Source organism: Salinicola sp. CR57, from assembly GCF_003206585.1.
Taxonomy (GTDB): Bacteria; Pseudomonadota; Gammaproteobacteria; order Pseudomonadales; family Halomonadaceae; genus Salinicola; species Salinicola lusitanus.
In genome coordinates this window covers 25,175-47,137 of the sequence record NZ_PZJL01000004.1, presented here as the reverse complement: position 1 = coordinate 47,137, position 21,963 = coordinate 25,175, and the positions used below count along the sequence as shown (strand labels likewise).

20 protein-coding genes are annotated in these 21,963 nt (G+C 64.6%); 11 read left to right on the top strand and 9 right to left on the bottom strand.

Going from position 1 to position 21,963, the window contains the following annotated elements; translation table 11 throughout:
- Positions 1-67: 67 nt before the first annotated feature.
- From oppB to DOM56_RS04890, 6 genes are all read right to left on the bottom strand, one after another.
- Positions 68-994, bottom strand: coding sequence for an oligopeptide ABC transporter permease OppB (gene oppB, locus DOM56_RS04915; protein WP_110707792.1), 927 nt, complete (start codon positions 992-994; stop codon positions 68-70).
- A 43-nt stretch (positions 995-1,037) separates the two neighbouring features.
- Complete coding sequence (locus DOM56_RS04910; RefSeq protein WP_110707791.1) at positions 1,038-2,639, bottom strand: peptide ABC transporter substrate-binding protein; 1,602 nt, start codon at positions 2,637-2,639, stop codon at positions 1,038-1,040.
- 76 nt (positions 2,640-2,715) lie between these two features.
- Complete coding sequence (locus DOM56_RS04905; RefSeq protein WP_232822179.1) at positions 2,716-4,338, bottom strand: peptide ABC transporter substrate-binding protein; 1,623 nt, start codon at positions 4,336-4,338, stop codon at positions 2,716-2,718.
- Between the two features lie 90 nt (positions 4,339-4,428).
- Complete coding sequence (locus DOM56_RS04900) at positions 4,429-5,412, bottom strand: C40 family peptidase (RefSeq protein ID WP_110707789.1); 984 nt, start codon at positions 5,410-5,412, stop codon at positions 4,429-4,431.
- Positions 5,413-5,465: 53 nt separating this feature from the next.
- Positions 5,466-7,064, bottom strand: a complete 1,599-nt coding sequence (locus DOM56_RS04895; protein WP_110707788.1) for a peptide ABC transporter substrate-binding protein — start codon at positions 7,062-7,064, stop codon at positions 5,466-5,468.
- A 253-nt stretch (positions 7,065-7,317) separates the two neighbouring features.
- Positions 7,318-8,898, bottom strand: coding sequence for a peptide ABC transporter substrate-binding protein (locus DOM56_RS04890; protein ID WP_232822178.1), 1,581 nt, complete (start codon positions 8,896-8,898; stop codon positions 7,318-7,320).
- Positions 8,899-9,107: 209 nt separating this feature from the next.
- Here DOM56_RS04890 and prfB point away from each other — a divergent pair.
- The 7 genes from prfB to DOM56_RS04855 all read left to right on the top strand — a co-directional run bounded on the left by prfB (position 9,108) and on the right by DOM56_RS04855 (position 15,692).
- Positions 9,108-10,206, top strand: a protein-coding gene (gene prfB / locus DOM56_RS04885) for a peptide chain release factor 2 (protein WP_110707787.1) whose coding sequence is annotated in 2 segments (ribosomal slippage) — positions 9,108-9,182 and positions 9,184-10,206 — 1,098 coding nt in all. Because the reading frame shifts where the segments join, the coding sequence is not laid out codon by codon here.
- A gap of 131 nt (positions 10,207-10,337) precedes the next feature.
- Positions 10,338-11,867, top strand: coding sequence for a lysine--tRNA ligase (gene lysS, locus DOM56_RS04880; RefSeq protein ID WP_110707786.1), 1,530 nt, complete (start codon positions 10,338-10,340; stop codon positions 11,865-11,867).
- A 207-nt stretch (positions 11,868-12,074) separates the two neighbouring features.
- Complete coding sequence (locus tag DOM56_RS04875) at positions 12,075-12,461, top strand: hypothetical protein (protein WP_110707785.1); 387 nt, start codon at positions 12,075-12,077, stop codon at positions 12,459-12,461.
- Between the two features lie 46 nt (positions 12,462-12,507).
- Positions 12,508-13,896, top strand: a complete 1,389-nt coding sequence (locus DOM56_RS04870) for an MFS transporter (RefSeq protein WP_110707784.1) — start codon at positions 12,508-12,510, stop codon at positions 13,894-13,896.
- Between the two features lie 71 nt (positions 13,897-13,967).
- Positions 13,968-14,279 carry a BolA/IbaG family iron-sulfur metabolism protein gene (locus tag DOM56_RS04865; protein WP_110602138.1) on the top strand — a complete coding sequence of 104 codons (312 nt, stop codon included), beginning with the start codon at positions 13,968-13,970 and terminating at the stop codon, positions 14,277-14,279.
- Positions 14,276-15,142 carry a hypothetical protein gene (locus DOM56_RS04860; protein WP_110707783.1) on the top strand — a complete coding sequence of 289 codons (867 nt, stop codon included), beginning with the start codon at positions 14,276-14,278 and terminating at the stop codon, positions 15,140-15,142. Before DOM56_RS04865 ends, DOM56_RS04860 begins: the two co-directional genes overlap by 4 nt.
- 55 nt (positions 15,143-15,197) lie before the next feature.
- Positions 15,198-15,692, top strand: a complete 495-nt coding sequence (locus DOM56_RS04855) for a GNAT family N-acetyltransferase (RefSeq protein ID WP_198655684.1) — start codon at positions 15,198-15,200, stop codon at positions 15,690-15,692.
- A 130-nt stretch (positions 15,693-15,822) separates the two neighbouring features.
- Here the strand turns inward: DOM56_RS04855 and DOM56_RS04850 are convergent, their stop codons facing one another.
- Positions 15,823-16,026, bottom strand: a complete 204-nt coding sequence (locus DOM56_RS04850) for a cell division protein ZapB (RefSeq protein WP_110707781.1) — start codon at positions 16,024-16,026, stop codon at positions 15,823-15,825.
- A 110-nt stretch (positions 16,027-16,136) separates the two neighbouring features.
- Positions 16,137-16,769 (bottom strand): 16S rRNA (guanine(966)-N(2))-methyltransferase RsmD, encoded by a 633-nt coding sequence (gene rsmD, locus DOM56_RS04845; RefSeq protein ID WP_110707780.1) that lies wholly within the window; start codon positions 16,767-16,769, stop codon positions 16,137-16,139.
- 128 nt (positions 16,770-16,897) lie between these two features.
- On the opposite strand from rsmD, the gene ftsY reads away from it, so the two are divergent.
- From ftsY to rpoH, 4 genes are all read left to right on the top strand, one after another.
- On the top strand, positions 16,898-18,376 hold the full coding sequence (ftsY, locus tag DOM56_RS04840; RefSeq protein ID WP_110707779.1) for a signal recognition particle-docking protein FtsY: 1,479 nt from the start codon (positions 16,898-16,900) through the stop codon (positions 18,374-18,376).
- Entirely contained in the window at positions 18,373-19,041 is a 669-nt protein-coding gene (ftsE, locus tag DOM56_RS04835) for a cell division ATP-binding protein FtsE (RefSeq protein ID WP_110602150.1), read from the top strand. The genes ftsY and ftsE overlap by 4 nt, the downstream gene beginning before the upstream one ends.
- Positions 19,038-20,018, top strand: a complete 981-nt coding sequence (ftsX, locus tag DOM56_RS04830; RefSeq protein ID WP_110707778.1) for a permease-like cell division protein FtsX — start codon at positions 19,038-19,040, stop codon at positions 20,016-20,018. Before ftsE ends, ftsX begins: the two co-directional genes overlap by 4 nt.
- A gap of 259 nt (positions 20,019-20,277) precedes the next feature.
- The gene (gene rpoH / locus DOM56_RS04825; RefSeq protein ID WP_110707777.1) at positions 20,278-21,144 is read left to right on the top strand and encodes an RNA polymerase sigma factor RpoH; all 867 of its coding nucleotides are present in this window, start codon (positions 20,278-20,280) and stop codon (positions 21,142-21,144) included.
- Between the two features lie 125 nt (positions 21,145-21,269).
- Here the strand turns inward: rpoH and slmA are convergent, their stop codons facing one another.
- Positions 21,270-21,887 carry a nucleoid occlusion factor SlmA gene (gene slmA, locus DOM56_RS04820; protein ID WP_110707776.1) on the bottom strand — a complete coding sequence of 206 codons (618 nt, stop codon included), beginning with the start codon at positions 21,885-21,887 and terminating at the stop codon, positions 21,270-21,272.
- Positions 21,888-21,963 lie beyond the last annotated feature (76 nt).

Genomic DNA, 21,963 nt, shown 5'->3' with positions numbered 1-21,963 from the left:
CCCCGGTGACACGAATGAATGGAGTCGAGGCTCGGTCGTTTTTCATGAGGTGGTCATTGTTCATGAGTCAGTCGTCGTAGCGAATTTGGGGATCGAGTGCGGAGTAGAGCAGGTCGACGATCAGGTTCATCAGTACGATCAGCACGCCGTAGAAGACCACGGTGCCCATCACCAGGGTGTAGTCGCGGTTGAGCGCGCCCTGGACGAAGTAGCGGCCGATCCCCGGGATGCCGAAGATCTGCTCGATCACCACCGAACCGGTGATGATCCCGGCGATGGCCGGGCCGAGGTAGGACATCACCGGCAGCAGGGCAGGGCGAATCGCGTGGCGCCAGATCACTTCACCCTCGTTGAGACCCTTGGCCCGCGCGGTGCGAATGAAGTGGCTGCCCAGTACCTCGATCATGCTGGCGCGCATCATCCGCGCGATATAGGCGATCTGCTGGATCGACAGCGCCACCACCGGCAGGACCAGGTTGGGCAGGGCGCCACCGTTCCAGCCCCCGGCCGGCAGCCAGCCCAGCAGCACGCCGAACACCAGGGCGAAGATCGGCGCGATCACGAAGTTGGGAACGGCGATACCGGTCAGCGCGGTGCCCATGACCAGGTAATCCACGGTGGAGTTGCGCTTGATCGCCGCCGCGATCCCCAGCGGTAGCCCGATCATCAGCGCCAGCAGTATCGCCAGGCCGCCGATCTCCAGGCTGACTGGAAAGCCCTGCATGATCAGCTCGGTGACCGAGAAGTCCTTGTACTTGAACGACGGCCCGAAATCGCCCTGGAGCAGATTGCCCATGTAGCGCAGGTACTGCATCGGCAACGGTTCATCGAGATGGTAGGCGGCCATCAGGTTGGCTTCGATCTCCGGCGGGAGCTGGCGTTCGCCGTCGAATGGGCCGCCGGGCGCCACACGCATCAGGAAGAACGAGATCGTGATCACGATCAGCAGCGTGGGAATCGCCTGCAGCAGGCGCTTGAGGGTGTAGATCAGCATGCGGAGTCACCTGAGCCTGAACGTGGCGGCGTCTTCGAGAGAATCATTGCTCGCGCTCCTGGAGATAGCGCAGCGGGTGAACGTCCATCGGGTTGCTCTCCCAGCCCTGGAGGTCGGGCGATACCAGGTGAACGGAGACATAGTCGTAGAGTGGCAGCAGCGCATAGTCGTCCAGTAGCCGCTGTTGGGCCTGCGTCATCAATTGGCGACGCTTCTCGGCGTCGAGTTCGCCGGTGCTCTCGGCGACGAGCGCGTCGTAGGTCGCGTCGTGGTAGCCGCTGCTCCGGCTTGCCGAGCCGTTGTCGGCATAGGCATTGAGGAAATCGAACGGGTCGTTGATGGTCGCCACCATGCCGTAGCGCGCCACCTCGAAATTGCCTTCGCGGATGGTGGCGTAGTGGACGGCCGCCTCGGAGTTGATCAGCTCGACCTGCACGCCCAGCGGCTTCCACATCGCGGCCACCGCCACCGCGATCTTCTTGTGATCTTCCAGGGTGTTGTAGTTGAGCCGCAGGTGCAGTGGATGGTCGGGCCCATAGCCCGCTTCCTGCATCAGCTCCTTGGCGCGTGCCAGGCGCTGTTCCATGGGCATGTCGGCGAAATCCAGCTCCCCCTGCGGCGCGTTGGCGGTGTTGCGCGGTACGTACCAGAACGAGGGAGTCTGGCCCTGGCCGAGAATCTGGTCGGTGATGACGTCGCGCCGGACGGCCAGATTGAGGGCTTCGCGAACGCGCTTATCCGCCAGCGGCTGGCCGTCGTGGAGGTTGAACATGTAGAAATATTCCGCCGTCAGCGGGCCGACTCTCAGCGCGTCGCCGAGGTTCTCCCGCGCCCAGGCAAAGCGCGACGACGGCACGCTGGAGTAGGCGATATCCATCTCGCCGGTGCGGAAACGGTTGAGGGCCGAGCCGGCATCGTCGATGGGGTAGAAGGTGACCTTGTCCACGGCGACGCTGTCGGCGGCATGGAAATGCGGATTCTTCTCCACCACGATGCGCGACTGCGGCTGCCACTCATCCAGGGTGAAGGCGCCGCTGGAAACGGTGTTGCCCGGCTGCACCCAGCCTGCTTCGTTGGCGATGACGTGTTCGGGAAGCGGCGCCGCTTCGGTCATCGCCAGCGCCTGCAGGAACCAGGCGGTGGGCTGGGTCAATCGGATGCGTAGGGTATGCGAATCGACCGCTTCGACCCCAAGGGCGTCGGCGCTCTCGTCACCAGCATTGATCGCCCGGGCGTTGACGATGGGGTAGTAGAGATTGGCGTTCTGGTTGGCGATCGCCGGATCGAGCACGCGACGCAGGGCGAAGACGGCGTCCTCGGCAGTGATCGGTTCGCCGTCGGACCACTCGGCGTCGCGCAGATGGAAGGTGTAGGTCTTGCCATCGTCGCCGACTTCCCAACGATCGGCCAGCCCCGGGACCAGGCTGCCATCCTTGGCATAGGTGACCAGGCCCTCGAACAGCGCGCGGGTAATGCGTGTCTCCCAGGTGCCGCTGGTCTTCTGCGGATCGAGGGTGCCCGGCTCGGCACCGTTGGCGATATTGACGCTGAAGGCCTGCGCTGGGATGGCGAATGCCGTCAGTGTGATGCCGCCCAGCGTGGCAAGCAGATGCCGCGAGATCTTGCTGTAGGGTTTCGAAATCATCTGGTAATGCGTCCCTTGGCCGCCGGTCGCTGCGAATCGATGACACGGCGGCATTGGTGATTCGAATTGTCGTTTGTCAGTCCGACGCTAGCGAAAGCCACCGAGAAAGGTGCCGATTGAGCGCGTTGTCTTCCCAGCCATTCAGCTTGGGGTTGACCAGGTTGCGCGAGACGTCGACGTAGATCGGTGCCACCGCATAGTCGGACAGCGCCTGCCGCTCCGCCTGCTGCAGCAACTGCTGGCGAGCGTCTTCGTCGGTCTCGCGGCTGGCTTTGGCCATCAGATCGTCGAACGCCTGGCTGCGATAGCCGCCGTAGTTCTTGGGCGAGTCGCTCTGCAGGATGCCGAGGAAATTGCTGGCGTCGTCGAAGTCCGCGACCCAACTGCCGCGGCCGACGTCGAAGTTGCCGTTGGCGAGCTCGGCGTAGTGCACCGCGCCCTCGGCGTTGATCAGTTGCGTCTCGACCCCGAGCGGCTGCCACATCGCGGCCAGCGCCACGGCGATGCGCTTGTTGGCCTCGGTGGTGGAGTAGCGCAGCGTCAATTCCAGGGGATGGTCCGGGCCGTAGCCGGCGTCTTCGAGCAGGCTCCTGGCCTCGGCAATCCGCTCATCCATCGGCCGATCCAGGCCTGGCATGGTCTGGGCGTCGTAGTGGCTGACGCCGCCTGGGACGAAACCGCTGGCCGGGGAGACGACACCGCCCATGATCTTGTCGGCGATCACGTCGCGGCGGATTGCCAGATTGAGCGCTTCGCGCACGCGCTTGTCGGCCGTCGGATGGCCATCGCGCTGGTTGAGCGCGAAGTAGTAATTGGCCAGCTGCGGGGCGAGGTGAACGGCGTCGGGGAGGTTCTCCTGCAGCCACTGGTAGCGGTCCGGCGAGAAATCACGAACGATGTCGAGACCGCCGGCGCGGAAGCGTTGCAGGCCGGCGCTGCGATCCTCGACCGGATAGTAGTCGACCCCATCGAGGGCGACGTCGTCGGCGTCGTGGAATTCGGGGTTCTTGCGCGCCGCGATGTGATCGTGGGAGGTCCAGCTTGTCGGGGTGAAGGCGCCGTTGGTCGCGATATGATCCATCTGGGTCCAGTCGTTGCCGAAGCGCTCGACCAGGTGCGAAGGCACCGGAGACGCGGCGATATGCGCCAGCAGCGTCGGAAAGTAGGGCGTCGGCTGGCTCAGGGTGATCTTCAAGGTCTTGGCATCGACCGATTCGATACCGAGTTCGGGGGCGTCCTGCTCGCCCTTGGTATGAACTTCGGCGCCGCGAATCGGATAGAACAGGCTGGCGTAGACGGCGCCGTTGGCCGGATCGAACAGGCGTTGGAAGGCGAGCACGAAGTCCTTGGCGACCACGGGTTCACCGTCCGACCAGTTGGCGTTGTCGCGCAGCTCGAAGGTGTAGACGGTACCGTCGTCGCTGACGTCCCAACCGCTGGCGGCGCCGGGGATGTACTCGCCGGCGGGGTCCAGGGTGACCAGGCCCTCGAACAGATCGCCGAGGACGTCGTTCTCCCAGGTGGTACCCCCGATCCGGGCGGCATCCAGTGACGCCGGCTCACCCTGGATGCCGATACTCAGCGTCGCGGCCTGGGCGGTGGCGACGCCCCCCGACGCGATCAGGCTCGCGGCCATCAGCAAGGGGAGGCCGAGCCGAACGAATCGTCGGCGCGCGCTTTGGTGGGGCTGTTTACGCATGATCGAGTCCATCCGTTGTTGAGCGTTTGTTATGGCCGGGGCTGCTGGCGCATTCGCCGGTTCTGGCGACCCCGTCTCGATCTTAAGTCTTCAGGTTCCTGCTGGAATAGTTCCCGCTGGAATCGCCGTTCCCGGATCACTCTGGTCGAGATAGCGACGCACGGCACAGAGCTGCGTTTCGTAGCGACTGCCCGAAAGTCGGCGACATTCGATTCGGGCATTGTTGGTCGGCGCGTGCAGCATGCGGTCATCGCCGAGATAGAGCGCCACGTGATCGACTACCAGCCGGCCCGCGTCGTTGGGCTTCTCGAAGAACAGCAGATCGCCCGCCTGGCGCTCGTCCGGCGCCACCGGAAGCCCTGTCTCGACCTGGTCGTGGGCGTCCCGAGGTAGACGAATGCCGATGGCGGCGAACAGGCTGTGAACGAGCCCCGAGCAGTCGTAGCCGAAGCTCGAGTTGCCGGCCCAGAGATAGCGCAGACCGTCGAAGCGCCGCCCCAGCGTTTCCAGCGTCGCGGCAGTCGCCGGCAGGCTCTCGCCTGGCAACTGGACACTGTCGCGTGGCAGCCAGCCGCGTCCCAGCGACGTCTCCACCCAGATGCGGGAAGCTTTCCGGTCAGCGGCTTCCGTCACTGGGTCGGCCAGCTTCAGCCGAGTCAGAAAGCTCAGTTTCAGCGAGCGTCCCTGGGATAGACCCTGCAGCCAGGCGATGGGAGCCATCACCACCACCGACTCGGCATCGGCCGGGCAGCCCTCTGCCTCGACGAGCTGCGCCGCCGGTATCCAGCCGGGGTAGCCGCGCTCGTCCAACGAGGACCGCTGGCTCGGGACCACGACGCGACACCAGTCGTTGCCGTGGCCATCACGATGGCGCTCGAGTATCTCGACCGGCGTGTCCAGCAGCACCTGAGTGGCGAGCCGCTTCTCCTTGCACAGCGCCAGACGGGTCTCGTCGTCCAGCCGGGAGAGCCAGCGTTCGAGCAGTGCCGGGTTACCCAACGCCGGGGCGTCGATGGCCCGGGGCGCTTCGGGGGAGGTCCACAATCCCGCCACGGCGACGGCGACACAAGTCATGTCGATGCTCCTGGATGACTCATGTCGGCGCCCCCGCAAGACAGCTCAAGCCGTTACTCGGTGAAGTGAACCCAGCGGGACGGATGATCGTCCTCGACGTTGTCTTCCCAGCCCTCGAGCTTCGGATTCACCAGGTTGCGGGTGACGTAGGTCAGCAGGGGGATGAACGCGTAGTCGTCCAGCGCCACGTTCTCCGCCTTTTCGAGCAGCTTCTCGCGGGCATCCAGATCCTGGGTCTGGGCAGCCTGATCCATCAGCTTGTCGTACTCCGGGTTGGAGTAGGCGCCGTAGTTGTTGCCCACACCGGTGTGCAGCAGGGTGAGAAAGTTCTCGGCATCGTTGTAGTCGGCGATCCAGCCGGCCCGGGCGACGTCGAAATCCCCCTGCTGGATGGTCTGGTAGTGGACGGTGGCTTCGGAGTTGATCATCTGCACGTTGACGCCCAGCGGCTTCCACATCGCGGCCACGGCGATGGCGATCTTCTTGTGCTCGTCGCTGGTGTTGTAGCGCAGGCGCAGATTCAACGGATGATCGGGGCCATAGCCCGCTTCCTGCAGCAGCTCCTTGGCCTTGGCCATGCGCGCGTTCATATCGTCGCTGCCGAGGTCCATATGCTGGGCTTCGTAGTGACTGGTACCCGGCGGAACCATGGCGGTGGAAGCCTTGAAGCTGCCAGCCATGATCTGCTCGGAGAGCACGTTGCGACGAATCGCCAGATTGAGCGCCTCGCGTACCCGCTTGTCGTTAGTCGGGTGCCCGTCACGCTGGTTGAGCACGTAGTAGTAGGAACCCAGCATCGGGCTCATATGGGTGGCGTCGGGGAGGTTCTCGCTCAGCCACTGGTAACGGCTGGACGGGTAGTCGCTCAACACGTCCAGCTCCCCGGCGCGGAAGCGCGAGATGCCGGCGTTGCGATCTTCGACGGTGAAGTAGTTGACGCCATCCAGTGAGACATCGTCGGCATCGTAGTAGGTCGGGCTCTTCTCGACGCTGATCTTCGACTGCGAGATCCAGTCCACCGGCTTGAACGCGCCGTTGGTGGCGATATGGTCCAGCTTGACCCAGTCTTTGCCGTATTCGTCGACCAGATGCTTGGGCGTTGGATAGGCCGTGTAGTGGGTCAGCAGTTGTAGAAAATAGGGCGTTGGGTGGTTGAGGGTGACCTTGAGCGTCTTGCCGTCATCGAGAGATTTCGCCCCCAGCGTGTCGGCGGCCTTGTCGCCGGTGTTGATCGCCTCTGCGTTGACGATCGGATAGAGCATGTAGGCGTACTTGGAGGCGTTCTCCGGCGCCAGCAGATGCTGCCAGCCGAACACGAAATCCTCGGCGGTGACCGGCTCGCCGTCGGACCACTTCGCATCTTCCCGCATGTGGAAGGTATAGGTCTTGCCGTCGTCGGAGACCTCCCACTTCGTTGCCATGCCCGGCAGCAACTCACCATCGGGAGACTGCTTTATAAGGCCCTCATAGACGTCCATCAGCACCTGGGATTCCCACACGCCGCCGGAGACCTGGGAGGTATCGAAAGAGGCGAGCTCGCCCTGGACACCGATACTGAGGGTCTCGGCCAGCACCGGCGAGGCCATTAGCGAGGTGGCCAGCGCCAGGGTACTCAGGGGAAACAGGGTGCGGGGGAGTTGCAGCTTCGACATCTTTGAAAAGCTCCGACTTGTTGTTGTGAAAATCCGTTGTGAAAGGCTCGCTGTAGAACGATTGCCACGAGCGGGCCATCAGTGAACCGGCTTATGGCCATCCCGAGGATCGATGCGACACCTTCGCGCGAACCTCATGATCCGTCTAATTCAAATGCTCGATAGTCCGTTTCATCTCATGCATACAGGTGCGCGAAGGCGGCAGTGGCGCCGCCTCCGCTGTGATTCTGGTTACAGTTAGACGTTGGTCTAGTCACTCCGGCAGCTCGATCCAGCGCGAGGCGTGCATGTCCAGCGCGTTGTCGTTCCATCCCTCGATTTCGGGATTGACCAGATTGCGCGAGCTGTAGGTGTAGATCGGCGTCAGCGGATAGTCGGCCAGCGCCAGTGCCTCGGCCTGCTGCATCAGCTGCGCCCGCTTGCCCGGGTCCTGCTCGGCGTCCGACTGGCTGACTAGTTGGTTGTAGTCGTCGTTCTGATAAGCGCCGTAATTGTTGGTCTCCGCCGACAGCAGCTGGAGGAAGTTCTGGGCGTCGTCGTAGCTGGAGATCCAGGCGGCGCGGGCAACCTGGAAATCGCCCTCCATCAGGTCGGCGTAGTGGACGTTGGCTTCGGTGTTTCTGAGTTCGACATCGACGCCCAACGGCTTCCACATTGCGGCGACGGCGACGGCGATCTGACGGTGTTCGTCGCCACTGTTGAACCGCAGGGTCAGCTCGAGGGGCTTGTCCGGGCCGTAGCCGGCCTCTTTCATCAGCGATTTGGCCTTGGCCAGACGGCTATCCATGTCGTCATCGAGCCCGGGCTGGGACTGGGCCTCGTAGTCGCTGGTTCCCGGCGGTACCAGCGAGGTGGCCGGCTCGACGCCGCCTTTCAGCAACTGGCCGGCAATGACGTCGCGGCGAATCGCCAGGCTCAGCGCCTCGCGGACGCGCTTGTCCGCCACCGGCGAGCCGTCGCGCAGGTTGAATACGTAGTAGTAGGTGCCCAGCGACGGAAACAGGTGGGTGGCATCGGGCAGGTTTTCGGAGAGGCGCGGATACTGCGCCGCCGGATAGTCACGCAGGATATCCAGCTCGCCGGCACGAAAGCGCTGGATGCCGGCGTTCTTGTCCTCCAGCGGGTAGTAGTCGACGCCGTCCAGGCTGACGTTGTCGGCATCATGGAAATGATCGTTCTTGACCGTCTCGAGCTCGGTGTTGGAGACCCACTTCACCGGCTTGAACGCGCCGTTGACCGCGATGTGGGAGGGGTCGCTCCAGTCGTCGCCGAACTCATCCACCACATGCTTGGGGATCGGGTAGGCGAACGGCAGCACCAGTGTCTTGAGGAAATAGACGGTGGGAGCGTTGAGGGTGATCTTGAGCGTCTTGCCGTCGTCCAGGGATTCGACGCCCAGCGAATCGAGCGGCTTGCTGCCAGCGTTGATCGCCTGGGCATTGACCACCGGATAGAGGCGGTGGGCGTAGTTGGAAGCGGTCTTGGGATCGACCTGGTGACGGTAGGCGTAGACGAAGTCGTCGGCGGTCAGCGGCTCGCCGTCGGACCATTCGAGGCCATCGCGCAGATGAAAGGTGTAGGTCTTGCCATCGTCGGAGATCTCCCAGCTTTCGGCGGCGCCGGGGATGATCTGGCCATCGGCATCGATGGCGATCGGGCCCTCGAAGATGTCCCGCAGCACATCCTCTTCCCACACTCCACCGGTGATCTTGGCCGGGCTCAGCGACGCGGGATCGCCGGAGATGCCCATGTGCAGTGTGGCTGCCTGGATGGGCAGGGCGCTCAGGGTGGCTGCGAAACCGATGGCGGCTGCCAGGCGAGTCGGTGATATCAAAGTGGGATCCCTCGAACGGTAATGGATGATCAAGTTTTTATTCTTTCCACCTTAGCGCATCGTCTCGATTCGCACAGCGTGAGACGGTCGACGGCGGGATGACGCTATGCCGGGGTTTGGCTACAATAGGCGTCCTTTTTTCGACGAGTCGACCACCCCCGTGTTCCGGGAAGGTTCGACGCGTCGGTGGCGACGTTGGCAGGAGCCCCATGCAAGAGATCAATCCGATCAATAACCTCATCAAGGACCTGTCCGAACGGACAGACGTCCTGAGGGGGTATCTTTGACTATGCCGAGAAGAAAGACCGGCTAGAAGAAGTCTCCCGAGAGCTGGAAAACCCGGACGTCTGGAACGATCCCGACTATGCCCAGAAACTGGGCAAGGAGCGGGCGTCGCTGGAAGCCGTGGTCGAGACCATCGACACCCTCGACAGTGGCCTGGCCGACAACCGCGAGCTGCTCGAGCTGGCGGTGATGGAAGAGGACGACGCCACGATCGATGAGGTTCGCAAGGAACTGTCGTATCTCGAGGGACAGCTCGACAAGCTGGAGTTCCGGCGCATGTTCTCCGGCGAGATGGACGAGAACAACGCCTATCTCGACATCCAGGCTGGCTCCGGCGGCACCGAGGCGCAGGACTGGGCCAACATGCTGCTGCGCATGTACCTGCGCTGGGCCGAGCACCACGGCTTCAAGGCCGAGCTGACCGAAGTCTCCGCCGGCGAGGTCGCGGGCATCAAGTCCGCCACCATCCACGTCCAGGGCGAGTACGCGTTCGGCTGGCTCAGGACCGAGACCGGTGTCCATCGGCTGGTTCGCAAGAGTCCGTTCGACTCCGGCGGCCGGCGGCACACCTCTTTCGCGTCGGTGTTCCTCTCTCCGGAGGTGGATGACAGCTTCGAGGTCGAGATCAACCCGGCCGATCTGCGCACCGACACCTATCGCTCCTCCGGCGCCGGCGGCCAGCACGTCAACACCACCGATTCGGCGGTGCGAATCACCCACGAGCCGACGGGTATCGTGGTGGCCTGCCAGAGCCAGCGCAGCCAGCACGCCAACCGCGACTTTGCCATGAAACAGCTCAAGGCGAAGCTGTGGGAGCACGAGATGCAGAAGCGCAACGCCGCCAAGCAGCAGGCCGAGGAGAGCAAGGCCGACATCGGCTGGGGCAGCCAGATTCGCTCCTACGTCCTGGATGACCAGCGGATCAAGGACCTGCGCACCGGCGTGCAGAGCAGCAACTGCGACAAGGTGCTCGATGGCGATCTGGACCAGTTCATCGAAGCGAGTTTGAAGCAAGGTCTCTAGCTACGAGCTACGAGCTACGAGCTACGAGCTACGAGCTACGAGCTACGAGCTACGAGCTACGAGCGTATTGTTTTGGCTGAGACTTGCATTCGCGGCTCGCGGCTTTATTTCAATTTTCGACAGGCGACGACATGGCGAACCAGGACAACCCGCAATCTCCTTCCGATGCACACCATGAAGCCCAGGAAGAAAATCGGCTGATCGCGGAGCGCCGTGGCAAGCTGGCGGCCCGCCGCGAACGTGCGGCGGAGCAGGGCGGCAGCGCTTTCCCCAACGATTTCCGACGCGACAGTCTGGCGGCGGACCTGCAGGCGGAGCTGGGCGACAAGGAGAAACCCGAGCTCGAGGCGCTCGACCGCCAGGCTGCCGTTGCCGGCCGCATCATGCGCAAGCGCGGGCCGTTCGTGGTGATCCAGGACGCTTCCGGCCAGATCCAGTTCTACGTCGACAAGAAGGGGCTCCCCGCCGAGTTGCTGGAAGACATCCAGAGCTGGGATATCGGCGATATCGTTGCCGGCCGCGGCCCGGTGCACAAGTCCGGCAAGGGCGATCTCTACGTGATGCTGGTCGAGGCGAAGCTGCTGACCAAGAGTCTGCGTCCGCTGCCGGACAAGTTTCACGGCCTGACCGATCTGGAAGCGCGCTATCGCCAGCGCTACGTCGACCTGATCATGAACCCGCAGTCGCGTCGGGTCTTCGAGGTGCGCTCCGGCGTCATCGCCGCGATCCGTCGGTTCATGGTTGAGCGGGGCTTCATGGAGGTCGAGACGCCGATGCTGCAGCCGATCCCCGGCGGCGCCACGGCGCGACCGTTCACCACGCACCACAATGCGCTGGATATCGACATGTATCTGCGCATCGCACCGGAGCTCTATCTCAAGCGGCTGGTCGTCGGCGGCTTCGAGCGGGTGTTCGAGATCAATCGCAACTTCCGCAACGAAGGCCTGTCGACGCGGCACAACCCCGAATTCACGATGCTCGAGTTCTACTGGGCCTATGCCGACTATCGTGATCTGCTCGATTTGACCGAGGCGATGATCCGCGACGCGGCCGAGCAGGTGCTGGGCACGACCACCGTCACCTACCAGGGCACCGACTACGATCTGGGACAGCCGTTCCGCCGCCTGACCCTGCGTCAGTCGATTCTGGAGCATGGGGACGGGCTGGGCGAAGCGGATATCGATACCCTCGAGGCCGCCAGGGCGACCTGCGAGCGTCTGGGTATCGCGACCAAACCGAGCTGGGGACTGGGCAAGCTGCAGACCGAGATCTTCGAGGAGGTCGCCGAAGCCGAGCTCGATCAGCCCACCTTCATCACTGAGTATCCGGCCGAGGTCAGCCCGCTGGCGCGACGCAACGATACCAATCCCCATGTCACCGACCGGTTCGAGTTCTTCGTCGGCGGGCGCGAGATCGCCAACGGCTTCTCCGAGCTCAACGACGCCGAGGATCAGGCCGAGCGCTTCGCCGCCCAGGCCGCCGAGAAGGACGCCGGCGACCTCGAGGCGATGTACTACGACGCTGACTACGTGCGTGCGCTGGAGTACGGCATGCCGCCCACCGCCGGCGAGGGCATCGGCATCGACCGGCTGGTGATGCTGCTGACCGACAGCCCCTCGATCCGCGACGTGCTGCTGTTCCCGGCAATGCGCCCGGAATAATACGGAGCTACGAGCTACGAGCTACGAGCTACGAGCTACGAGCCGTGCGTTTCGGGTGAGACTTGCAGTCGCGGCTCGCGGCTCGCGGCTCGCGGCTCGCGGCGCAGCCGGGCAAGAGTTATTGGTCAGGGGCGCAGCGAGCGCCCATAATGGCTGCGGTTCGAATTCTGCCGACCCCGTGCGGCTCCCAAGATAGAGGTGACACCGATGAAGCTGCTCAACCGTTCCGCGCTGAGCGTCAAGCCGACCCAGGCGTTCGTCGACTGGGTCAACTCGTTGGAGCCGATGGTCGGTGAAGACGACCTGACGCTCGAAGACATCGCTGGCGAGAATACCGTCTATCTCATCCCCGAGATGGATACGCCGGAAGCCCTGCAGGCCTATGTCGGAGAGCGCTACTACGACATCCTCGAGACCGAGCTGCGAGCGTGGGAGGAAGATGAGCGCCAGTGGCCGGAGAGCCTGGACTGGGCGCTGTTCGAGACCTTTCTCACCCTGGAACACAGTTATCTGGCGGTGGACCTCGACGACGAGGCCGAGCTGGAGACCTCCGAAGTCGACGACGAACTGCTGATGGAGACCGACGAGGAGTGAGGTTGCGGATGTTACTCGAGGGCGATGCTCCGCGCTTCTGCAGCCCATGCTGAAGCGGCTGTTCGAGGAGCGGCCGGGGGACGACGGGCTTCCCGGGCGTGAACGCAAGCTGGCGCTGCTGGCGATGATCACTGGCACCCAGATGGCGGTGCTGGACAACGGTATCGTCAACATTGCCCTTCCCACGCTGGCCAAGGAGCTGGCGATCAGCGGCGCCGAATCGATCTGGATCGCCAACGTCTATCAACTGGTGACGGCGGCGCTTCTGCTGACCTTCGCCGCGGTGAGCCGACGCGTCGGTCGTCACCGGCTCTATATCGGCGGGCTGGCGGTCTTCACCGTGGCATCATTGGGCTGTGCGCTGGCCCGCTCGTTCGAATTTCTGCTGGTGATGCGGGGGCTGCAGGCGATCGGCGCCGCTGCGATGCTGAGCATCGGACCATCGCTCTACCGCATCATTTTTCCTACCCGTCTGCTGGGCTCGGCGATCGGACTGAGCGCGCTGACGGTGGCGTTCGGCATTGCTGCAGGGCCGTCGCTGGGGGGGCTGATCCTGCACCTGGCGAGCTGGCCGTGGCTGTTCGCGATCAACGTGCCGATCGGTCTGCTGGCGCTGACGCTGGGGGTTCGCGCCTTGCCGCGGGAGAAGGCGATTCCGGGGCGGATCGATATCTGGGGCGCGCTGATGTCGATCATCATGCTCAGTGGCAGCGTCTTCGCGCTGGATCAGTTCGGCCACGGGGAGGGCGGCGTGCTGGCCCTGGCCACGCTGACACTCAGCGTGATCTGCCTGGTGGGATTCATCTATCGCCAGCGCCATGTCGCCAGGCCGCTGGTGCCCCTGGCACTGTTCGTCGAGCCGCGCTTCTCGTTCGCGGCGATTGTGTCGATGTTCGCATTCCTGGCCCAGGGCGTGGCGTTCGTGGGGCTGCCATTTCTCTACCAGACCGTCATGGGCGTCTCGCCGATCATGTCGGCAGTGCTGTTCACGCCCTGGCCGCTGGTGATCATGGTCATCGGGCCGCTGGCAGGGCGCCTGGCGGACAAGGGCAACCCGGCGCTGATCAGCTCGACCGGCCTGGGCTTGTTCCTGCTCGGCATGCTGGCGTTGACCGGCCTTGGCGCCGACTCGAGCTACTTGGACGTAATCTGGCGCACCGCGCTCTGCGGGGTGGGTTATGGCCTGTTCCAGGCGCCCAACAATCGCGAGATGATCGGTAGCGTGTCGGTCGATCTCAGTGCCAACGCCTCCGGCGTGCTGGCATCGGTGCGCACCTTCGGGCAGTCGCTGGGTACGGCCTTGGTCGGGCTGATCCTCGGTCTCTCGTTCGGTTCGCTCACGCTGTCGCTCTGGGTGGGATGTGCATCGGTGGCGATCGCACTGGCATTGAGTCTCTATCGCACGCCGATGGCCGCCAAGGGACTTCGGCGCTGAGCCCTGTTCGAGGCTCACCCAATCCCCGAGCAAGGCGTTACAATGGTCCGGTTGGTTCAGGAGGAACTGTCATGAGTGTTCAGGCACGTATCGAAGAGAAACTCGCGACGCTCGAGCCGGTCGAGATGACGGTCGAGAACGAGAGCCATATGCATCATGTGCCACCGGATTCCGAAACCCACTTCAAGGTGACGCTGGTCTCGGAGCGATTCGCCGGGCTGATGCCGGTCAAGCGCCACCAATTGATCTACAGCCTGCTCGCTGATGAACTCGCCGGCCCCGTCCATGCGCTGGCACTGCATCTCTACACGCCGCAACAGTGGTCGACCCGTGGCGGCGTACGCCCGGATTCGCCCCACTGTCGCGGCGGGGGCGGCCAGTGATCGGCGATCCGCAGCGGCTGCAGTACCTCGAGGCCATGGGGATCTCCACCTGGGCCTCGCGGTATCGCTTCGTCAACGCCAAACCGACCGAGCAGGTCGAATGGGAAGCCGCGGCTGAACCGGAAAAACCGGCGCCGGGGCAGCGGCTGCAGGCGTTGCTGGAAACGCCGGCACGACCGGTCGAGCGCGATCGGCCCGCCGCCGATGCGTCGCCGACGCAACAGACCGCGGCACCGCTGTCGCGCGCCAGGGCACTGCTCGGGGAAGACGTGCCCCGGGTCGAATCGCCGCCGTCTTCTCCCGACCGCACTGCCGATCCCGACGCGGCGGTTTCCTCGGCGCCAACGGTCTCCGGGGACGGGCAAGCTCCCGTGGGCGTTGCCAAGGATGCTGCGCCCGCCGCCGAGCCGCTCCGGTTCACCCTGTCGCTTTCGGTCATCGGTGAGCGCTGGTGGCTGCTGCTTCCCGGCGAGCGGCCGATCTCCGCCGCGGGCCAGGCGCTGCTGGGACAGATGCTGCAGAGCGCCGGCATGCCCGCCGGTGGGGCGCCGCTGTCGCGTCTGACCTGGCCGTTGATGGACCTGCAGGCCACCGATCCCGCCGATGAGGCGCGTGAAGGTATCCGGGTCTTCTGCGCTGGGCAGGCGCGTCGCCACGGTATGAAAATCGACGGTGCCATCGCCGTCGGCGATGAGGTCTGGTCGTCGCTGCTGAGCGATTCGGGGGACGAGGGCGATTGGGCCTGCCACCGCCTGCCGCACCCCGACGACATGCTGAGCTCGGCCAATGCCAAGCGCGAGTGCTGGTCCCTGCTGCAGGTGGCGGGAAGCGCCTGGCGCCAGGGCTTGGACTCTCCCGAATAGCAGCTCCCGCCTGCCGGTGCCGGAGCGCTTGAACGATCCTCCTCGAGTCATGCCCATGTCCATCGACGCTTTTCACCCCGAGGCCTTCACTAGCGGGGCCATTCCGGTTCGGCTCGACGCCGACGACTTGCCGGTGTTGATGGCGTTCGAGCGCCGAGCCAACGATGACGCCTGGTCGGAAGCGCTGCTGGAGGCGGCGTTGAGGGACGACGGCTACGCGGTCTGGGGCATTCGATCGGCCGAAGACAGCACACTGTGGGCCGTCGCCATCCTGGCCTATCTGCCTTTTGACGCCGAGCTACAGTCGATCTGCGTGCTGCCCGATGCGCGACGCCAAGGTCTGGCATGGAAGATGCTGGGGTGGGTCATGCGATGCGCCCGTGCCCAGGGGGCCGAGCGCCTGCTGCTGGAGCTGCGGGAATCGAACCTGGCGGCGCGGCGACTGTACGAGCGTGCCGGCTTCAGGATCGACGGCCAGCGTCGCGGTTACTACCGTCGTGACGATGGACGTGGAGAAGATGCGCTGCTGATGTCCCGGGACCTGATCTAATGCGATCGATCGAGGACGCCCGGCCGAACGCGAGGGTGATTTGGCAGGGACCCGGAGGGGTGGAAAGCGAGGCCGCGGCGGGCTGGCTGCCGCACGGGACGGCCCGAGCAGGTCGCCCCGTGCCGCCGTCTCAGCCGTTGTCGCTGGTGGGGGCGCTGTCGAGCGACTGCAGCTTGTCCAGCAGCCCTCCGAGGCGCTGTTCCCACTCCTCACGCTCCTGCTGAAAGCGCGCGTTCTCCGCCTTGAGCTCTTCATTCTCCATCTTCAGCATCTCGATGCTGTCGACGGCATCCTGAATCTTCTGTTCCAGTTTGGCGAAGATTTCACCGTTCATCTCTACTCTCCTTGAAAGTTCGTGACTCGTTCCCGAGGTATGGCCGCTGGTTCGATGGCCGCAGCCTACGTGGCGCCGAGGCCGACGACAAGCGTCTCGAAGTGGCGACGTCAGCCGGCGTCGGGTTGACGTCTGAAAAGCCGCCCATGACTGTCTCCCGCCACGATTTCGCGATGAAGTTGCCAAGATGCCGGCGGGGACCAGACGAGCTCGTGTTCCGTCTCGACATAGATGACCGCATCGGACGCCAGCCAACCGCCCATCTCGAGGTTGAGGCAGGTTTGTGCGGCCAGCCCCTGGCGGAAAGGGGGATCGAGGAAGACGAGGTCGAACCTGCTGGGCGTCGTCGCCAGGAACCGTTCGACGGGGATGCCGACGACGTCTCCGGCGGCGCCCAGCGTAGCGACATTCGCTTCCAACACCTTGGCCACCGGGGCGATGGATTCGACGAACGTGGCCCGGGCCGCCCCTCGCGACAACGCTTCCAGGCCGAGTGCACCGGTGCCCGCGTAGAGATCCAGTACCTGCCGTCCGGCAATATCGAAAGCCAACCAGTTGAACAAGGTTTCGCGCACCCGGTCCGGTGTCGGGCGCAGGCCGGGGCTGTCCGGTATCGGCAGCTTGCGGCGACGAAACTCGCCGCCTATCAGGCGCAACTGGCCACGGCCACCGCGAGAGGTGGCTTGAGAGGGCTGGCGCGAGCGAGCGCTGTCGGAAACCCGGCGTGGGCGGCGTCGATTCATGGCGCGCAATTGTACCCCCGCAACACTCGCGGTGATAGGATGAGCCCTCGATAACGATATTCTCCGAAGCCGTGACGATCGACACTGGTAAGTGGCGCGAGCACGGCTTTTCAGCAGTGAAGCCATCCATGTTCGGACTATTCAAGAGTCGTAAAAAGCAGCAGGAAGAAGAGGCGCGCCGGCGCGAGTCGGAACGGGCCGAGGCGGCGTCAGAACAAGAGAACCCGGAAGCTGGCGTGGTCGAAGACCGGGAAGGAGACGTCGAAGGCGAACGTTCCACCGGTGCCGGTGAACCGCAGGCACCGGCCGGACGAGAGGGCCCGTCCGCCGCCGGGGAGACCGATTCCGGGAACGCCGAGGCCTCCCCCTCGCAGGAGTCAGCGGCCTCGTCGACAGTGGCAACCGCAGTCCCTGCGACGGCGTCGGCCGTCGAGACCGAATCTCCCGATCGACCGGTGCCGGTGGACTATCAACCCTCGCCGGTCGAGACAACGGCCGCCGAGGAGTCGCTGGCTCAGCCGCTGGACCCTGAGTCGCCGCAATCGGCCCTGCAGGAGTACCCCGCGGATGGTACCCGCGAGGCCGATCTGGCAACCGACGTGACCCCAGCGCCCTCCATGGAGACCGCGGCAGAGACGAGTCCGCCGGCACCGAAGGAGAAGCCCAAGGGCGGCTGGCTCTCGCGTGTGCGTGCCGGCCTCGGGCGTACGCGTGCCAACCTGACCGACGGCATTGCCGACCTGCTGCTGGGCAAGAAGCAGATCGACGATGAGCTGATGGAGGACCTCGAGACCCAACTGCTGCTGGCGGACGTGGGCATCGAGGCCACCAGCGAGATCATCGAGCGTTTGACCGGTCGGGTATCGCGCAAGGAGCTGGCCGACGCCGACGCCTTGTATCGCGCGCTTCAGGAGGAGCTGGCGGCGTTGCTCGAACCGGTTTCGCAGCCGCTGCAACTGCCGGCCAAAGGCGAAGGTCCGTTCGTGATCCTGATGGTTGGCGTCAACGGCGTCGGCAAGACCACGACCATCGGCAAGCTGACCCAGCGTTTCCAGAATGAGGGGCGCAGCGTGATGCTGGCCGCTGGTGATACCTTCCGGGCCGCGGCGGTGGAGCAGCTCAAGGTCTGGGGCGAGCGCAACCGGGTACCGGTGATCGCCCAGCATACCGGCGCCGACAGTGCCTCGGTCATCTACGATGCGGTCGCCGCTGCGCGCGCGCGCAAGGTCGATGTACTGATTGCCGATACCGCCGGTCGCCTGCACAACAAGAGCCATCTGATGGAAGAGCTCAAGAAGGTGCAGCGGGTCATGGCCAAGCTCGACGCCAGCGCCCCCCATGAAGTGATGCTGGTGCTCGACGCGGGAACGGGACAGAACGCGATCTCCCAGGCGACGACGTTCGATGAGGCGATTCCGGTGACCGGCATCACCCTGACCAAGCTCGACGGCACCGCCAAGGGCGGCATCATCTTTGCCCTGGCCAAGAAGATGGGAACGCCGATTCGTTTCATCGGCGTCGGCGAGTCGCTGGAGGATCTGCGCCCGTTCGACGCCCAGACGTTCGTCAAGGCGCTGTTCGGACGGGACGGTGACGCCGACTCATGATCGCGTTCGAGCACGTCGGCAAGCGCTACGGTGGTCGTTTCGAGGCGTTGGCCGATATCAATTTCCGGGTCGAGCGCGGCGAGATGCTCTTCCTCACCGGCCACTCCGGTGCCGGCAAGAGTTCGCTGCTGCGGCTGATCATGCGCCTCGAGCGCCCTTCGCGTGGCCGGGTGCTGGTCGCCGGCCACGATCTGGATCGGTTGCATATCAGCCAGGTTCCCTACTACCGGCGCCAGATCGGCGTCGTCTTCCAGGATCATCAACTGCTGTTCGATCGCGATATCTTCGCCAATGTCGCGCTGCCATTGACCATTCAGGGCGTCGAGCCCATCGATGCCGGCAGGCGCGTGCGGGCCGCGCTGGACAAGGTCGGGCTGCTGCATCGCGAGCGAGCGCTGCCGATCGAGCTCTCTACCGGCGAGCAGCAGCGCGTGGGCATTGCGCGCGCGGTGGTCAACAAGCCGGCGTTGCTGCTGGCCGACGAGCCGACCGGTAATCTCGATCCCCAGCTCTCCGCCGACATCATGCGGCTTTTCGAGGATTTCAATCGCATCGGCACGACGGTCCTGGTGGCGAGCCACGATCTCGCCCTCATCGCCCGGTTGCGCCACCGGGTGCTGAAGTTGCGGGATGGCCGTCTCGTCGGCGATGGGGAGGCGGCATGAGCGAGCGCCAATCCACCAGCCCCTCCCGGCGCGGTGCCCAGAAGCCCACGCGTCGATCGTCCGGCGGCGGCCGGGCCTGGCTGCGGCATCACCGGGCCATGATGAGCGACAGTGCCCTGCGTCTGGTCAGGCGCCCGATATCGACGTTGCTGACCATGCTCGCGATCGCCATTGCGTTGATCCTCCCCGCGGGTTTATGGCTGGCCCTGGACAGTGCGCGCCTGGTCGATGCCGAGCTGGACGAGAGTGCCACGTTGACGGTCTATTTCGACGCCGACGTCGATGAATCCCGGGCCATGAGCCTGGCGGCCGAAGTCGGCGAGCAGAGCGGCGTTGCGGGGACTCGTCTGGTGACGGCGGCCGAGGGGCTGGCGGAGTTCCAGCAGACGCTGGGGGTCGAGGATGCGCTCTCCCAGCTCGACACCAATCCGCTGCCGGCGAGCGTCGTGGTGACTCCCGACGATACCGATCCCGCCGCCGTGCAGTCGCTGAGCCAGCGTCTGCAGACGCTCGATGGCGTCGACGAGATTCGCCTCGACCTGGCGTGGCTGGATCGGCTTCAGCAACTGGCGGCGGTCGGCCAACGTGTCGCGCTGGCACTGGCGCTGCTGTTCGGCCTGGGTGTCCTGCTGGTGGTCGGCAACACGGTCAGGCTGGCGGTGGAGAGTCGGCGTCAGGAGATCGAGGTAGTGACCCTGATCGGCGCCACCCACGCGTTCGTGCGACGCCCGTTCCTCTATAGCGGCGCCTGGTACGGCCTGGGTGGCGGGGTCCTGGCGTTGGTCATGCTGGTCGTCGGGGGCAACTGGCTGGCGTCACCCGTCGCGGCGCTGGCGGAGAGCTACGGTGCTCAGTTCGCACTACCCTCCCTGGGCACCACTCATTCGGCTTTTCTGCTGCTTTTTAGTACACTATTGGGCTGGCTGGGCGCGTGGCTGGCCGTCGGGCGTCATCTGGCGGACATCAAGCCGCGCTAGGTTAGAAGCAGAGGCCCGGAAACTGGTCAAGGTGGGCGAAATACGGTAAGAAGGTCACCCAGGATGCTGGGCCACCACCAGGCGACGCTGGGTTTTCGAGTCATCGAGGCTGGCGAACATCTTGAACTTTTGTCTAGATTGAGGGTCTCATCAGGTATCCTCGCAAACAGGCAGAACAACCTGTTGCGGCGTGTTTCCCGGTGGATCGAGCCGACTGGCTCTCCCCATTGACACGTCGTCAACCATGGAGACAACGCACATGAGCACCAGTCTTCAATCCATCGGGAATCTCTCCCCGGGGCACGATCTCAACGGCTACATTCAGGCCGTCAATGGCATTCCCGTACTGACGGCGGACGAGGAGCACGACCTTGCCGTGCGGCTGCACGAGGAGGACGATCTCGAGTCGGCCCGCCGTCTGATCATGTCTCATCTCCGCTTCGTCGTTCACATCGCCCGCAGCTACTCAGGCTACGGTCTGCCCCAGGCGGACCTGATCCAGGAAGGCAACGTCGGCCTGATGAAGGCGGTCAAGCGGTTCGATCCGTATCAGGGCGTTCGTCTGGTGTCGTTCGCCGTGCACTGGATCAAGGCGGAGATCCACGAGTACGTGCTGCGCAACTGGCGTATCGTCAAGATCGCCACCACCAAGGCCCAGCGCAAGCTGTTCTTCAACCTGCGCAGCGCCAAGAAGCGCCTGGCCTGGTTGAACAACGACGAAGTCGATGCCATCGCCAAGGATCTCGACGTCAAGCCCAAGGTGGTGCGCGAGATGGAGGGTCGGCTGGCTTCCTATGACGCCGGCTTCGACGCCTCGCCGGGCGACGACGACGAGCAGAGCTACCAGGCGCCGGCCCAGTATCTCGAGGATCACAGCTTCGACCCGGCGGCTCAGCTCGAGGCGGACGATTGGGAAGCCGACTACACGCGTCGCCTGCGGGAAGCGCTGAGCGAGTTGGATGATCGCTCTCGCGACATCCTGCAGCGGCGCTGGCTCTCGGAGCACAAGTCCACGCTGCACGACCTGGCCGATGTCTACGGCGTTTCCGCCGAGCGCATCCGTCAGCTCGAGAAGAATGCGATGAAGAAGATCAAGCTGCAGCTCGGCGACACCATCGCGGCGTAAACCATCCTCGCGGTTGATGAGTAAGGGCGGCGAGCCCTAGACAGGCCTGAGTGGTACATCGCTTCAGGCAGAGACGCAAAAAGCCCGGNNCCGGGCTTTTTGCGTTTGGGCACCCCGGACTCGCCCTAGACGGACGTCGTCTGGTGGGTCGTCGTCAGCAGCCCGCCGCCCAGAAGACGCCACTGGTCCTCCCAATGGACGGTGGGGCGGTGGCGGAAATCGCTGCGTACGTACTGGCTGATCCGACCCTCGACGAATGCCGAGAGCAGGTTGGCGGCGGCGGAGACCGGCAGTTGCGGGCGCAGCCCCTCGCGCAGTTCCGCCTCGCGCAGGATCTGCTTCAACTGGGTTTCGAGCCGCTCGAACAGTTGCGACATGCGGGTGCGCAGCCGGGCGGTCTCGCCCGTCAGGACATCGCCGTCCATCAGCCGGCTGAGGCCCGGGTTCTTCTCGGCGAAGGCGAGCACGAGCTGGACGATCGTCTCGCAGCGGGCGAGGGCCGACGGCTCGTCGTCGAGGATGCGCCGGATACGCTCGAACAGGCTGGCTTCGATGAACTCGATCAGTCCCTCGAACATGCGCGCCTTGCTCGGGAAGTGGCGGTACAGCGCCGCCTCGCTGACGCCGACCTGGCGGGCCAGGGCGGCGGTGGTGATACGCTTGCCACTGTCCTCCTCGAGCATCAGTGCCAGTGCCTGGAGGATCTGCTCCCGGCGGGAGAGTTGGGGGGTTGCCTGCGTCATGGCGATTCTTATCGGTTGTCTCGTCGAGGCTCCTTCCTGGAGCGTCCCGGGTGCACGTCGACTGTCTGGCACCCGG

Excerpts from the sequence above, each read along its gene's own strand:
- oppB (WP_110707792.1), bottom strand. The coding sequence starts at position 994 with ATGCTGATCTACACCCTCAAGCGCCTGCTGCAGGCGATTCCCACGCTG.
- DOM56_RS04910 (WP_110707791.1), bottom strand. The coding sequence starts at position 2,639 with ATGATTTCGAAACCCTACAGCAAGATCTCGCGGCATCTGCTTGCCACG.
- DOM56_RS04905 (WP_232822179.1), bottom strand. The coding sequence starts at position 4,338 with ATGCGTAAACAGCCCCACCAAAGCGCGCGCCGACGATTCGTTCGGCTC.
- DOM56_RS04900 (WP_110707789.1), bottom strand. The coding sequence starts at position 5,412 with ATGACTTGTGTCGCCGTCGCCGTGGCGGGATTGTGGACCTCCCCCGAA.
- DOM56_RS04895 (WP_110707788.1), bottom strand. The coding sequence starts at position 7,064 with ATGTCGAAGCTGCAACTCCCCCGCACCCTGTTTCCCCTGAGTACCCTG.
- lysS (WP_110707786.1), top strand. The coding sequence starts at position 10,338 with ATGGCGAACCAGGACAACCCGCAATCTCCTTCCGATGCACACCATGAA.
- DOM56_RS04875 (WP_110707785.1), top strand. The coding sequence starts at position 12,075 with ATGAAGCTGCTCAACCGTTCCGCGCTGAGCGTCAAGCCGACCCAGGCG.
- DOM56_RS04870 (WP_110707784.1), top strand. The coding sequence starts at position 12,508 with ATGCTGAAGCGGCTGTTCGAGGAGCGGCCGGGGGACGACGGGCTTCCC.
- DOM56_RS04865 (WP_110602138.1), top strand. The coding sequence starts at position 13,968 with ATGAGTGTTCAGGCACGTATCGAAGAGAAACTCGCGACGCTCGAGCCG.
- DOM56_RS04855 (WP_198655684.1), top strand. The coding sequence starts at position 15,198 with ATGTCCATCGACGCTTTTCACCCCGAGGCCTTCACTAGCGGGGCCATT.
- DOM56_RS04850 (WP_110707781.1), bottom strand. The coding sequence starts at position 16,026 with ATGAACGGTGAAATCTTCGCCAAACTGGAACAGAAGATTCAGGATGCC.
- rsmD (WP_110707780.1), bottom strand. The coding sequence starts at position 16,769 with ATGAATCGACGCCGCCCACGCCGGGTTTCCGACAGCGCTCGCTCGCGC.
- ftsY (WP_110707779.1), top strand. The coding sequence starts at position 16,898 with ATGTTCGGACTATTCAAGAGTCGTAAAAAGCAGCAGGAAGAAGAGGCG.
- ftsE (WP_110602150.1), top strand. The coding sequence starts at position 18,373 with ATGATCGCGTTCGAGCACGTCGGCAAGCGCTACGGTGGTCGTTTCGAG.
- ftsX (WP_110707778.1), top strand. The coding sequence starts at position 19,038 with ATGAGCGAGCGCCAATCCACCAGCCCCTCCCGGCGCGGTGCCCAGAAG.
- rpoH (WP_110707777.1), top strand. The coding sequence starts at position 20,278 with ATGAGCACCAGTCTTCAATCCATCGGGAATCTCTCCCCGGGGCACGAT.
- slmA (WP_110707776.1), bottom strand. The coding sequence starts at position 21,887 with ATGACGCAGGCAACCCCCCAACTCTCCCGCCGGGAGCAGATCCTCCAG.